This is a genomic window from Marinicella litoralis, assembly GCF_002591915.1.
In the GTDB taxonomy this organism is placed as follows: domain Bacteria; phylum Pseudomonadota; class Gammaproteobacteria; order Xanthomonadales; family Marinicellaceae; genus Marinicella; species Marinicella litoralis.
The window spans coordinates 839880-854094 of sequence record NZ_NIHB01000001.1 but is presented as its reverse complement, the minus strand read 5'-3'; the positions used below and the strand labels follow the sequence as shown (position 1 = coordinate 854094).

The window sequence follows — 14215 nt, the reverse complement described above, 5'->3', positions numbered from 1 at the left end:
ACTGCAATCAAGTATTATGGTCGTTTCTTAAATTGACATGAATTTTAATGGCTGAATACATCTATACCATGATGGGCGTGAGTAAAACCGTACCGCCTAACCGCGAAATCATTAAAGACATTTCTCTGTCTTTTTTTCCTGGCGCCAAAATTGGCGTATTGGGGCTAAATGGATCAGGTAAATCAACTGTGCTGCGAATTATGGCAGGCTTAGACCAAGATTATTCTGGTGAAGCCAGGCCGCAACCTGGTATCAACATTGGTTATTTACCGCAAGAACCGCAACTTGAAGATGACAAATCAGTCAGGGAAAATGTCGAAGCTGGGATGGGTGAAGTTAAAAACTTATTGACAGCTTTTGATGAAATTAACATGCAATTCGCCGAACCGATGAGCGATGATGCGATGAATGAATTGTTAATGAAGCAAGCCGAGTTGCAAGAAAAAATAGATGCGGCCAATGGCTGGGATTTGGATCGCACCATGAACATGGCTGCAGAAGCCCTGCGCTTACCACCTTGGGATGCCGAAGTTAAACACTTATCAGGCGGTGAAAAACGTCGAGTGGCTTTGTGTCAATTGCTGCTGTCATCACCTGACATGTTGTTACTAGATGAACCCACCAATCACCTTGATGCCGAAACTGTGGCTTGGTTGGAACGGTATCTACATGACTTTACTGGCACCATTGTTGCGGTAACACATGACCGTTATTTCTTAGACAATGCGGCTGAATGGATTTTAGAGTTGGATCGCGGCCACGGGATTCCATGGAAAGGCAACTATTCATCATGGCTTGAACAAAAAGAAAAACGTTTGGAACAAGAATCCAAACAAGAACAAGCCCATATGAAAACCATTAAGCACGAGCTCGAATGGGTTCGATCCAATGCCAAGGGCAAACGCACCAAATCAAAAGCACGTCTGCGCCAGTTTGAAGAATTACAATCCAAAGAATTTCAAAAGCGCAACGAAACGTCACAAATTTATATCCCACCAGGGCCTCGTTTGGGTGATTCGGTTATTGAATTCAATCATGTTTCCAAAGCCTTTGGTGAAAAATACCTGATTGACGATTTGTCATTCAAAGTGCCGCAAGGTGCCATCGTTGGGATCATTGGTCCCAATGGTGCGGGTAAATCGACCCTGTTTAATATGATAGCTGGATCGGAACAAGCCGATGAAGGTTCAATCACCATTGGCCCAACCGTTGAACTGGCTTATGTTTCACAAAGCCGGGAAGACCTGGGACATGACAGGCCTTTGTTTGAAGAAGTTGCCGATGGTGAAGAAATCATCAAGATTGGTACTTATTCAGTGCCAGCCAGGGCGTGGCTGAGTCGCTTTAATTTCAAAGGCGCCGATCAACAGAAACAAGTTAAAAACTTATCAGGTGGAGAACGCAACCGATTGCAATTGGCGAAAGTACTGAAACTGGGTGGCAATGTATTGCTGCTGGATGAGCCAACCAATGATTTGGATGTGGAAACATTACGGGCACTGGAAGAAGCTTTATTGAATTTTGCAGGTTGTGTGATGGTTATTTCGCATGATCGTTGGTTTTTAGACCGCATCGCCACCCATATTTTGGCCTATGAAAATAATTCACATGTGGAATTTTTTGAAGGCAATTATACCGAGTACGAGCAAGATTATAAAAACCGTCATGGCAAAGCCTTACAGCCGGAAAGAATCAAATACCGTCCGCTGAAAAAATAAACCAAGCAGCTGGACTTAATCACTTTAAGTCCAGCTAAATTAAGCAGGCCAGGATGAAATAACTTAACTTTCGTAGATAAATTGCTTATGATAATTGTTTTTAAAACAACAAAAATCGAACATGAAGCTTTTCCTGTCCATTGTCACAACCGCTTTATTTGGCTTCATTTCAAGCCAATCACTGGCCTCCTCAGAAATACACCCTGAAGCTTTTGCTGGCTTAAGTCATGATGCCTTCAACCGCCTTGAGTTGAACAACAAAAGCAATCAATTGAGTTTTGAATTAGATGGTGAGCTTATTGGCTTGCCATTTTCTATAACAAAATCAAGCACTGGCCATTCGACCAATGTCAGTTTTACATGGACACTTCCCAATGGTTACATTTCAGCCACCAAGGGTGAAAACAGCTTGTTTGGCCAAATGCACTTGAACAACAAACATTTCATCCTGACCACCAACCAAGCAGGCATTTGGGCTGTGGAACTACCCCCAACAGGTTTGTCTTTTAATGACTGCGGTTTTGCCCATGGATCAAGTTCTGATCAAGCCAAAAACACCGCGTATATTGCACAATCCAACCTAAGCGACAAAGCTGCAGGAACCATCGTCGATGTGTTGATTTTACATGACTCTGCGATCAGTAATCGTTACCCAGGAGCGTTGTTACAAGCTCGGGTTGACCAATACCTTCATGTAACCAACCAAACTTTTGCCAACTCAGGGATTGACCTGGCTGTAAGGCAAGTTGGCTTAGAATTAACCAACTACAACTTCGATGACTCAAACATCAATTTACTCGAACAATTACAACAGTCCATTGAAATAGGAGTGGGCAGTCAAGGCTTGAGCAATGTACCCCAATTGCGAGCTGACTCCGGAGCGGATTTGGTCATCTTCTTAAGAACCATGGACATCGAAAAAAGAGGTAATTGTGGTGTGGCTTATTACCCACTACCCATTGACAACAACAATTTTGACAGCAGTTATGGCGTTAACATTTTGGCGGATGGCATGAGCAGTTGGTCTATTTGTACCGACCAATTGATGGCCCACGAAATCGGTCACAACCTTGGTGCTGGGCACCACAATACAGAACCTGAAGACCGGTTTTTGCCTGATGGCACTGGCTTTGCCAAACTCGGACAGTATGGCACTGTTATGGGCTCTTTTGGAACCGGAGATGCCAATCGCTTTTATGAGCTGGATTATTTTTCTAACCCAGCAGTCCAATGTGGTGGCTCACCCTGTGGTGTTACAGGCTTATCCAATAACACCCGAGTGATCAACCAATTAAAAACTGTGGTCGCCAATTATCAAAACAGTTTGTCTAACGCACCCTTGCCTGCGGATTTTGGCGTGGCACTGACTGACTTGGACAGTGACGGCGTATTAGACAGAGATGATGAGTTTCCATTTCACAACACTGAAACCACTGACACCGATGGTGACGGCGTCGGTGACAACAGCGATGCCTTTCCGACCAACCCTAATGAAACTGCCGACTTTGACGAGGATGGTTTGGGGGATAACTCAGACCCTGATGGCGACAATGACGGCGTAGACAACATCAGTGATGTGTTTGATTTTGACCCCAGTGAAACCGAGGACAGTGACCGTGATGGTGTCGGCAACAATGCCGATGATTTTGAGTTTGAAGCAGCCGAATCCAAAGACTCTGACGGTGATGGCACCGGAAACAATGCCGACCTTGATGATGACAATGATGGTGTGATAGATATAGACACTACAAAACAAGATTTACTGGTCATCAGTGTTGGAAACAATCGCATGCTGCGGTTTGATGCACAAACGGGTTTGGCAAAAGGCATAGAAGTGTTACCCAATGACGGTCTTTTTACTTTCCAATCTGACTTAACTTATGATGAAAACTTCAAAAGGCTGTTTTTCACCAGTGCCAGCAGTGTCAAAACTTTGGATTTAATGAACCCTTATGCAACGCCTAAACTGCTTATTTCTCCTTATTACAACCCAGCTGCATTGACCAATTTGAATACTGGTTTTCCTTTGGCTATTGAAGCCAATGAGCAGGCTTTGGACCCCAACGGTACCACCGATTTATTTTGGACTAAAATTGGACGCAGCAATGCAGCCAGTGATGTCAGGGGATTTTCAATTGGTCAAAATACCCTCAGTACTTATGCTTTTCCATTCTTCAGTGCATTTGCCCAGGGTGAAAACATCATTGACATTGAACGTGTGGGTCAACAATTTTATTTTCTAGGGCAGGTCAACAGCGTATACCGAAGCACCCGTGAAGTGTTTGACAGCGAAATATTGGGCAATGGCAATTATTCTTGGTTGGTTGATCCATATGCCATGGTGGCCACTGATGACGGTCGTTTAATTCACAGTGATCAAGCACGCAACAAACTCGTTATAACCAACATCGAAACCGCTTCTTATGGCGGTATATTTGCTGATTTGGCCACTTTGGGTTACTCCAATCCCACGGGTATGGACATCACAAAAGACGGTCGCTTGCTGGTGGCCGTCAGTGACCAAAACACCATTTTACAATTCAACCTAGATAGTCAGGAATTTCTCGGTGAACTGATTGTTGGTGGAGGCATGAATCAACCACACAAAATGCTTTTGGTGCCACAATTGGCTGATCGTTTTAACCAAGACAAAGACAAGGTATTGCGCCCCAATGCAGGAAATTGGTTCAACCCCGCCACTTCAGGCCGCGGGTTTAACATCGGTGTTTTTGACAATCGATTGCAAGTGCTTTGGTTTACTTATGACGATGATGGACTGCCTATTTGGTACACATCTGCTGATTTTCTATTGGGTCATGAGTTTGACACTGAATTATTGAAAACCAAAATGGATTTCGATGGTTCAGTTTCAATTGAATCCATAGGGCACATCAACATCACTTTTGACAATGAGCGAGCAGCAACCATGCGTTGGCAGATAGGTGATGACATGGGTGAGGAAGCCATTTACTGGTTACAATTTAGTGGAGAACCAGAATCCATCAATCACACCGGTATGTGGAGTCGACCAGACACCCCTGGCTGGGGAACAGCTGTCATCACCAATGGCGACAAAACCGTTATGATTCCATTTATTTACGATGAGGATGGCGAGCCAAGATGGGTTATCAGTAATGTCTCAGAGTCACTTTCTCAATTTGATTTAGACATGGTCGCAGTCTTCAGCGACACGCTTTGTCCCTCATGTTCTGGTGAGCCTGACAGCACCATTGTTGAAGCAGGGTCGATGGAATTTGACCTTTCAGGCAACCCTTATTGGAGCAGCGACCTCACCTGGCCATCGCCAGTGGCCGGATCATGGCAACTGGATCAAACAGCAATCATCAGAATTTCAAGTGTGCCAACTAAGCCACGATAAGTAATCAAGTAAAAAAGCCACTTGCACCGATCAAGGGGCAAGTGGCTTTTACCAACCAAGCTGAACTTGTTGGCTTATTCTTTAATTCCTGCCAATTTAAACAAGAACATATAATCTTGTGCTGTTTCTTTGAAGTATGAAAAACGACCCGAGGCGCCACCATGACCGGTGTCCATATTGGTTCTCAACAACACCAAGTTATCATTGGTTTTCTTCTCCCTTAATTTTGCCGCCCATTTTGCCGGCTCCCAGTATTGAACTTGAGAATCATGCAAGCCGGTGGTGATTAAGATATTTGGATAATCTTTCGCTTCCACCTGATCATAAGGTGAATATGACAACATATAATCATAGGAGTCCTTATTCTTTGGGTTGCCCCATTCATCAAACTCTCCGGTAGTCAATGGAATGTCTTCATCTAACATGGTGGTGACCACATCAACAAATGGTACCGCAGCAATCATGCCGTCATACAACATGCCATCCATGTTCGCCACTGCACCCATCAATAAACCGCCAGCACTACCTCCCCAGGCATAAACCCGATCTTTGTCACCGATGTCTTGTGCCAACATGGCTTTGGTGGCATCGATAAAATCATTAAACGTATTGATCTTGTTAAACATTTTGCCGTCTTCATACCATTGGCGACCTTTCGCTTGCGAACCGCGGATGTGTGGAATCGCATAGACAAACCCCCTGTCCAATAAAGACAATCGACTCAATGAAAATCTGGGGTCAATTGAAGCACCATAGGAGCCATAAGCATAGACCAATAATGGACGCTGATTCAATGCCCCCATCCCTTTCTTGTAAACCATGGAAACTGGCACCATTACGCCGTCTCTGGCTTCTATTTCAATGCGTTCAGATTGATAGTCTTCTGGTTTGTATTCACCATTGATTTTATCTTGCTTCAACAAGGTTTTTTCATCCGTATTCAAATCAATTTCAAGATCACTACCCAATTGAGTCAATGAATCAAAGGTATAGCGCATGGTGTTTTGGTCTTGTTCAGGGTTGTACGCCACACTCATGGTGTAAGTGGCCTCATCAGATTGAATTAATTTAGATTCACCCGTTTCCCAATGAACCGCTTTGATGTGTTTGATACCCTCTTTGCGTTGTTCAACAACCAACCAATCTTTGAAAGTTTCCATATCATAGATCAAGGTCTCATCATCATGAGCAATCAATTCTTGCCATTGGTCTTTATCAGTCGACTCGCCTATAGGCGCTTTCATGATTCGTGAGTTCAATGCATTCCAGTTGGTTTTGATGATCCAGTCCCCATTGAAATCTTCAACTGTATATTCATGTTTAGGCGCTCTGGGTAACACCGATTTAAACTCACCTTGTGGCTGGTCCGCAGGCAGGTACAAGATTTCAGTTAAAGTGGTTGCACCGGTATAGATCATGATGTATTCATTTGATCTCGAGGTATAACAAGCAACATAAAATGTGTTATCGGCTTCCTCATAGACCAACACATCTTCATCAGTAGAAGTGCCAAGTTCATGGCGATAGACTTGATAAGGTAACAAGGTTTTGGGGTGCTTGCGGGTATAAAACACGGTTTTATTGTCTTTGGCCCAAGCGATCGATCCTGTTGTGTTGGTGATCACATCTGGCAACATTTCACCTGTTGTTAAGTTTTTAAATTTGATGTCATATTTACGGCGACTTACGGTATCTTCTGAAAAAGCATACAGCTTATGATCATGACTGACACTTTGGGTGTTCGATGCGTAATAAGCATGGCCAGCAGCCAATTCGTTGACATCAATCAAAACTTCATCAGCGGCATCCATTGACCCTTTCTTTCTGACGTAAATAGGGTATTCTTGGCCTTCTTTGTATTGTTTAAAATACCAATAATCTCCCAATTTATAAGGCACCGACTCATCATTTTGTACAATGCGATTCACAATTTCATTGTAAACCCTGTCGGTAAATGCATCGGTATCAGCCATGGTGGATTCTAAATAATCATTTTCTGCGTTCAAATAGGCCAATACATCAGGGTCTGATCGGGTATCGTCTCTCAACCAATGGTAATTATCGACTCTTTCTAGTCCATGCTCTTGAAAAACATGCGGTCTTTTTTCTGCGCTGGGTGTTTGTTTTGAATTCATAGGTTCCTCTGGAGAAACTTCCACTGACTTTGCTGTATTATTGGCTGAGCTGGATTGCTCTTCTGGTTGATTCTGACAACCCATTAAAGTCAATGCGGCCACCCAAATGATTGAAGTTTTCATGGTTTTCTCTGGATAAAATCCAATAGCTTACTATGAAATCAAGTCATCTGAAGTCATATATGGAAAAAACATGACTTTAGGCATGTTAATTTGTAATGAATTTTGAATTGTTAGGTCTATTGATTTATGAGTATAAAAGAAAGAAAATTTGATGCCTTATTGGGAATCTATTATAAAGATTTGTATCGATTTGCTTATTGGCTGGGTAAGGATGAACACATGGCCAAAGATTTGGTGCAAGAGACTTATCTTCGTGCCTGGAAAGCCATCGATTCATTGAAAGATGAAAAAGCCGCAAAAAGTTGGATTTTTACCATCCTCAGGCGTGAATTTGCCAGGCAATTTGAAAAGAAAAAACCCATCATCAATAGCCTGGATGACATGGTTGTTGACATTGAAGACCAAAAGCAACATTCGCCTGATGAATTGATGGACATCAACATCACTCGACAAGCCATGATGAACTTAGAATCCAAATATGCAGAACCACTGATGCTGCAAGTCATCGGCGGTTTCAGCTGCGATGAAATAGCGACTCAATTGGATATCAGCCCCAGCGCTGTAATGACCCAGCTCTTTAGAGCCAGAAAACAATTAACCACACATTTAAACAGGGAAAGTAAAATAGGAAGTAGATCATGAATTATTTTGAATTTATAAAAATATTGAATGCCGACCCGTATTCGCAAAACCCAGCGTTTTTAACCGCCAAAACCAATGACAAAAAATGTTTAAAGGCTTATAAGGAAGCCATGGAAAAAGAGCAAACAATCAAAGCTGCTTTGAACATTCCTGTACCTGCTATGGAGATTGAGCATATTAAATTCCACCAAGCACAATATAAGCAAACCAATCGATCGCATCGATTGTTTGCCATGGCTGCTTCTGTGATTTTATTGTTTGGCGCAAGCCTGTTTGTAATCAACAACAGTCAAAGCTCTGATTTAGAAAAGTTCATCAATGAAGCTTTGTTGATGGAGCCTGCTGTATACATGTCAGAAAATGAAATTCCACACGGTGAGTTGGCGCCTTTATTTGCCAGTATCAATACCAGCCTCAATGGTGACCTGGGTAAAGTACATTTTATGAAAATTTGTCCTACACTCAATGGTCAAGGTGCTCGGATGGTTATGATGAATGATTTAAATCAACCCATCACAGTCCTTTACATGCCCAATTCGCCTGTAGATGAAGCCGTTAAAATGCAAATGGATGGTTTCAAAGGCAAAATCATTGCTTTGGAACAAGGTTCTGCAGCCATCATCGCCAGACCCCATGAAAGCACCGCACAAATTGAAACCACCTTATTGAAGTCTTTGAAACCCATTCAATAATTGCCTGTTTTTTGAATGCCACCTTATTTAATGTAATTAAAGGTTAATTCATGTAATTAAACATGACTTTAAAATGGTGTGTTGTTAAAATTGCGCTTTATGTACATTTTTTCAACAGGGGCTTTCATGAAAAACCACAAAACCACTTTGTTACTGGCATCTATGCTGGTGGCTTTCACTGCTGGTGCACAAGAACAAACATCTGTTTCTGGATCGGAAGATCAAATTAATTTTGCTTATGCAGGTGATGACACTCGTTTTGGCATTGGCATTGACAACGAGGGTGAGCTGATTGGTGATTTTCTTAAGTCATTCAATACCAATTGGAACAGCAATTGGATGGGAGAGGTTTGGTTGTCTGATGGTGCAGGTGGATTAAAACTTGATTACCACAAGTTGTCTGGTGCCAGCATAAAAGGCGACTTAATCAACAATGAGGAAAATGTACGAATTTGGAAGTATTTTGCTGCAGTTGATCAAAACACTTTTGATGACAGAAAATTCACTGTCGGTTTTGGCTCAGAAGCAAGAGACAAATTTTGGAATGTCAATCTGAGCTCAGCCATCACAGGTTCTCGTTTGGTTAACCAAGCTTCAAGTTCTGTGACTTCAGACATATTCGGCCAACTAGATAATCGTGACTTCAGACAGTCTCAAACCATTGAAACCATCATCAGAAATTATGAACATCCCTATGATTGGGGATTGGGCGGTCGAATAGGTAAGTTTTTTGAAAATCAAATGGTGCGCTTAACCGGTGGCTTAGACTATGAACAAGGTGATTTCAGTTCCGACCAATTGACTGGTAGCATTAACTTAGAAAAGTATTTCAAAAATACTGGGCACAGCTTGGCACTTTCTGTAGAACAAATTGAGAAATCAGGGGACTTTGAAACAGATAAGTCAGACACCCGAGCCAATTTAATGTACCGCTATGATTTTGGTCAATCTTACTTACCAACCACCGTTGATGAAGAAGTACAGGTTTTGGATGAAGACCGATTAAAACAATTGAAACTGGAAAATCGCCAATTGATTCAAAATCAAGTGGATCTGTCTTCTATGGCTTTCTTTGATTTAGACAAAGCAGAAATCAGGTCTGATGCAGCCGCTGAATTAAAATCATTGGTAGAACAAATCAAAACAACTGAATTGGCCAGCAGCATCAATATTGTGGGACATACCTGTGACATTGCTTCAGAAGCCTATAATTTAGATTTGTCTAAAAGACGCGCCAACAGTGCCAAAGCCTTTTTCGCTGATCATGGCATCAATGCAGACATCATTCAAACCAATGGCATGGGTGAATCACAACCGGCTTATGACAACAACGGCCCAGACCAAGCCAAAAACCGACGGGTTGAAATCACTTTCTTAACCATTGAAAATGAATATGTCGAAGTGGACATTGCTGATGAAGATTTGCCAATGAAATGGGTTAAGCGTAAAGTTGATGCACCTGCCGCCTGGATCAATCGAGCTCTGCGGAATCCTGCCCAACACAAACGAACTGTTGATGTCTATAAATACCAAGAAACTGAAACCAACACTACCTTGGGTGAGGTCATCTTCTTAAATGCAGAACCTGTCGCCAATGATGATGGTATAACCATCGATCGCAATTCATCAGGAACAGTCATTGATGTGTTGTCAAACGACAACGATGAAGATGAAGACGATACATTGTCAATTGAATCGACCTCACCAGCCTCTTTTGGGACAGTCGTCAATAATGGCACAGCCATCACTTACACCCCCATCCAAGGTTTTATCGGTACCGATACATTCACTTATACCATCACCGATGGTGAAGGTGGCTCAGACACCGCCACTGTCACAATAACTGTGAACAATGTTGCGCCCATAGCCAACAACGATTCTGCCATGGCGCAAATTGGTATCCCTGTAGTTATCAACTTTCTCAGCAATGATTCTGATCCAGATGGCGATGACGCTGACTTAGAATTGGTAGACATTACAAATCAAACACCAGGAATACTGTATAGCGGTTCGGTTGATGGTGGGACCATTACCTTTGTGTTTGAACCTGGCTTTACTGGGGTGACTGATTTTACCTATACCATCCAAGATTCAGATGGAGCCACCGCCTCTGCGACCATCACGGTTACGGTGAACGATCCGAATGAAGCACCCATTGCAGTTAATGACCATTACTTCACTACCATCAATCGTTCAACAACCATTAATTTGTTGAGCAATGATTCGGATCCAGATGGCGACATGATTACCTTGGTGTCTGTCAATACTGAAGGTTCATTAGGTACAGTCATTGATATCAATGCAGATGGTACAGTGACTTACGTACCTCCAGCAGATTGGTGTGGTCTAGACTCGTTTACCTACACCATCACTGATGGCACCCAACAATCGACAGCCACTGTAACCATACAAATATTGGATTAATAGATTGTTTGATACTTTGAAACAAAATTATCTGTCATCTTTTACAGATAAAATAAACAAAATTGAGAATGCACTTGAGTCATCAGATATTCAAGTGCTCTCGACCTTAATACATCAATTGATAGGTTCAAGTGGTAGCTATGGATTCACCACAATTTCTACTCTGTGTATAGAGATTGAGGCGCAATTACTCAATTTATCATCCACTGATAACCCAAAGCTACAAACTGATGTTAAGCGTTTGACACAGTTAATGCATGAAGCAAGGCCCAAAGCCCAAACTTAGTGTGTACTTGTCTGATGAGGTAACGGTCTTATGCTGCGCTTTCGCTGGCAGCCAACTGATCGTTGTTGTTGTCTGATATATTTGACTTGTCTGAATTTTTTGGTAAATACCGCAACCAAATCAACCACACCACCAAAGCATCAAGAATGATTAAAGCCTGCCACAAATATAGATGGAACCAATCAAACCAAACTTTATCCCACTGTAACAAATAAAACAGTGAAATAATTCTGACTGAGTTCAGTGCTTGAATGGCTATAAATCCCCAAAACAAACCTTTCAACTTGTAGCCAAAAGAAGAAGGAAATGCCATCAATGCCGCAAATAATATAATCATTGCCTCAACACCATTACACCCTGGTGCAATCTGTATCCCTTGATAGGTGACGGCATTGCGTATAATGTCTCCCTCAGCAATCACATTAGAATCAAATAATTGGATCATCCAAGAACATGCTGTAGCAATCATCGAAGTAAATGGCAGGATCACCGCTTGGCGAACCGGTTCATATATTTCTAAAATAAAAAGCCCAAGAATAAGGGTGATAAAAAGCACTGAAAATCTCAGCATATGATTGTGACTATTGATAAAGAAACTGGATTGTATCAAAACAAATTCACGATTGAGTAAGAATAGTAAAATCGGGCCGTTAATTTACAATCAATTAATTTATCGTTAACGATTTCTTAACAGAAATGTTAGTAAAATGAATTCAACGTCAGAGTTCTCCAAATGATTTTGACTATTACTGGGCATCTAATCATATTTCCCAAGGCGTTTTAACAACCCTTGGGATTTTTTTTGCCACTCACAACAAAAAACGACACCCAAAGAGATCATATAATTATGAAAATACTTGTAGTAGAAGACAACACGGATATTGCGGCTAATATAGTTGATTATTTTGAAGACAGGGACCACATTGTTGATTATGCCGGTGATGGCATTACTGGTTTACACCTTGCAGTTACCAATGATTTTGATGTCATCATACTCGATTTGATGTTACCTGGTATGGATGGTCTGGACCTATGTAAAAAATTACGCAAAGATGCCAAAAAGAACACACCAATCATCATGTTAACTGCCCGAGACACCTTGGAACAAAAACTGGAAGGTTTTGAATTTGGTGCTGATGATTACATGGTTAAACCTTTTGCTTTGCAGGAATTAGAAGCCAGAGTAACGGTGTTAGGCAATCGCAAAAAGCAGAACCTAAACAGAATCCTGACCGTTGCAGATTTAGAGTACAATTTAAACAGCTTAACTGTTAAACGTGCCAGCAAACCAATAAAAATGAACCCTACAGGATTAAAACTATTACAAATTTTGATGGAAGCCAGTCCATATGTGGTTCCACGAGAAGAACTGGAAGTCAAAGTTTGGGGCGAAGAAATGCCTGATTCTGATTCATTGAGGGTACATATCCACGGTTTAAGAACCACCATAGACAAACCATTTGAAAAAAACCTCATCCATACCAGACATGGCATTGGATACCACATCTCTGATCCGGATGAACTTTCGGAGTAGCATTAAAAGCCGGATAATCATCGGATTTCTGGCTTTTAGTACCATCTTAACGACACTATTTGCGATCAGCTCACTGAGCATTCGGCAGAGTTTACAAACAGATTTAATTGCCCAGACCATTCAAGAGGACCTGGACAGTTACATGCTCAGAGTCAGCTCCAACCCCAATGTCATCCGAGAAGAGCCGATCTCAACCAATGTGGTTGGCATCATCACCACCCCAGATAATTTTCACTTAGACTTACCGTTGCATTATTCTGAATTGTCAGAAGGCACCCATATATTAACGGAAGACAGTAAAAAATTTATTGTCGCAGTTAATAAGAGCCATAAAATCGAAGAGCAACCGGTGTGGGGGTATATCAAATATGACATCAGCCACATGGGGCAAAACAACCAGTCTTTATTGATTGCTTTTGGTGCCATGTTCTTGGTGTTTTTATTATTGGCGTATTTATTGGCGATTTATGTGTCAAAAAAGGCATTGAAACCGCTGAGTAAGTTGGCATCCATGTTAGAACACTTGACGGCTGACACCCACCTTGAACCATTGGCCCCACATTTTCATGAGGATGAAGTGGGTAAGATTGCTACCGCGCTGGATGCATACGCCCAAAAATTAACCGATTATGTCATCCGTGACAAAGAATTCAATGCCGATGTCAGCCATGAATTAAGAACGCCTTTAACGGTTATACGCAGCACAGTAGAACTGATTAAATCTAATCCGAACATCACACCCAAGGAACTTGATCGCATCAATCGAATTGAACGTGCCACCAAACAGTCCTCAGAATTAACCGAAACCTTACTGCTACTAGCCAGAGAAGAACGCAAAGAACACAAAGGACATGAACGCACGCAACCCGGATTAATCATTCGTAACATAGTGGCTGGATTTGAACCCACATTAAAACTCAAACCAGTCAAAACCAAAATCACCGAGAATGAATGGCTACAAGTCAAAGCACCAGAATCTGTGGTGTCTGTGGTATTGAGTAATTTAATTGGCAATGCCATTAAATACACCACTGAAGGAACAGTGCATATCATACTCAACAAAGACCACATCATTGTTGAAGACGAAGGTGTCGGCGTCACTGAATCTGAACTTCCAAAATTGTTTGACCGCCATTATCGAGCCGGCAAATCCAACAGCAAAGGATCGGGGCTAGGATTAGCTATCGTCAAACGCCTGTGCGACCTGTATAATTGGAAGATAGAAATTAAACGCAATAAAACGACTGGGTTATCTGCTAAATTAACATTTTAAATGATTTTG

At 41.8% G+C, this 14215-nt stretch carries 10 protein-coding genes; 8 read left to right on the top strand and 2 right to left on the bottom strand.

All coding sequences use genetic code 11. The features are described 5' to 3' along the window. Nucleotides 1-47 precede the first annotated feature (47 nt). Together ettA and CCS90_RS03780 are read left to right on the top strand one after the other, a co-directional pair. On the top strand, nt 48-1718 hold the full coding sequence (gene ettA / locus CCS90_RS03785; protein WP_099018163.1) for an energy-dependent translational throttle protein EttA: 1671 nt from the start codon (nt 48-50) through the stop codon (nt 1716-1718). A gap of 121 nt (nt 1719-1839) precedes the next feature. Further along, entirely contained in the window at nt 1840-5097 is a 3258-nt protein-coding gene (locus CCS90_RS03780) for a M12 family metallo-peptidase (protein ID WP_099018162.1), read from the top strand. A gap of 74 nt (nt 5098-5171) precedes the next feature. Here CCS90_RS03780 and CCS90_RS03775 read toward each other — a convergent pair whose 3' ends face one another. Next, nucleotides 5172-7355, bottom strand: coding sequence for a S9 family peptidase (locus CCS90_RS03775; RefSeq protein WP_211336941.1), 2184 nt, complete (start codon nt 7353-7355; stop codon nt 5172-5174). Between the two features lie 126 nt (nt 7356-7481). Here CCS90_RS03775 and CCS90_RS03770 point away from each other — a divergent pair, with 126 nt between their 5' ends. From CCS90_RS03770 to CCS90_RS15190, 4 genes are all read left to right on the top strand, one after another. After that, the gene (locus CCS90_RS03770) at nt 7482-7997 is read left to right on the top strand and encodes a sigma-70 family RNA polymerase sigma factor (RefSeq protein WP_099018161.1); all 516 of its coding nucleotides are present in this window, start codon (nt 7482-7484) and stop codon (nt 7995-7997) included. Then, nucleotides 7994-8689, top strand: coding sequence for a DUF3379 family protein (locus tag CCS90_RS03765; RefSeq protein WP_099018160.1), 696 nt, complete (start codon nt 7994-7996; stop codon nt 8687-8689). The genes CCS90_RS03770 and CCS90_RS03765 overlap by 4 nt, the downstream gene beginning before the upstream one ends. Nucleotides 8690-8815: 126 nt before the next feature. Continuing rightward, a complete protein-coding gene (locus CCS90_RS03760) occupies nt 8816-11113 on the top strand; it encodes an Ig-like domain-containing protein (protein ID WP_162846698.1) in 2298 nt (765 codons plus the stop codon). A 4-nt stretch (nt 11114-11117) separates the two neighbouring features. After that, nucleotides 11118-11399 (top strand): Hpt domain-containing protein, encoded by a 282-nt coding sequence (locus CCS90_RS15190; protein WP_162846699.1) that lies wholly within the window; start codon nt 11118-11120, stop codon nt 11397-11399. A gap of 28 nt (nt 11400-11427) precedes the next feature. Here the strand turns inward: CCS90_RS15190 and xrtH are convergent, their stop codons facing one another. Then, nucleotides 11428-11970 carry an exosortase H gene (gene xrtH, locus CCS90_RS03750; protein WP_099018157.1) on the bottom strand — a complete coding sequence of 181 codons (543 nt, stop codon included), beginning with the start codon at nt 11968-11970 and terminating at the stop codon, nt 11428-11430. A gap of 276 nt (nt 11971-12246) precedes the next feature. Between xrtH and CCS90_RS03745 the strand changes: the two genes are divergently transcribed. Next, on the top strand, nt 12247-12933 hold the full coding sequence (locus tag CCS90_RS03745; protein WP_099018156.1) for a response regulator transcription factor: 687 nt from the start codon (nt 12247-12249) through the stop codon (nt 12931-12933). A gap of 142 nt (nt 12934-13075) precedes the next feature. Continuing rightward, nucleotides 13076-14206 (top strand): sensor histidine kinase, encoded by a 1131-nt coding sequence (locus CCS90_RS03740; RefSeq protein ID WP_162846700.1) that lies wholly within the window; start codon nt 13076-13078, stop codon nt 14204-14206. Nucleotides 14207-14215 lie beyond the last annotated feature (9 nt).

Coding starts and splice junctions, on each gene's coding strand:
- CCS90_RS03775 (WP_211336941.1), bottom strand. CDS start 7,355: ATGAAAACTTCAATCATTTGGGTGGCCGCATTGACTTTAATGGGTTGT.
- CCS90_RS03745 (WP_099018156.1), top strand. CDS start 12,247: ATGAAAATACTTGTAGTAGAAGACAACACGGATATTGCGGCTAATATA.
- CCS90_RS03770 (WP_099018161.1), top strand. CDS start 7,482: ATGAGTATAAAAGAAAGAAAATTTGATGCCTTATTGGGAATCTATTAT.
- ettA (WP_099018163.1), top strand. CDS start 48: ATGGCTGAATACATCTATACCATGATGGGCGTGAGTAAAACCGTACCG.
- CCS90_RS03760 (WP_162846698.1), top strand. CDS start 8,816: ATGAAAAACCACAAAACCACTTTGTTACTGGCATCTATGCTGGTGGCT.
- CCS90_RS03740 (WP_162846700.1), top strand. CDS start 13,076: ATGCTCAGAGTCAGCTCCAACCCCAATGTCATCCGAGAAGAGCCGATC.
- CCS90_RS03765 (WP_099018160.1), top strand. CDS start 7,994: ATGAATTATTTTGAATTTATAAAAATATTGAATGCCGACCCGTATTCG.
- CCS90_RS03780 (WP_099018162.1), top strand. CDS start 1,840: ATGAAGCTTTTCCTGTCCATTGTCACAACCGCTTTATTTGGCTTCATT.
- xrtH (WP_099018157.1), bottom strand. CDS start 11,970: ATGCTGAGATTTTCAGTGCTTTTTATCACCCTTATTCTTGGGCTTTTT.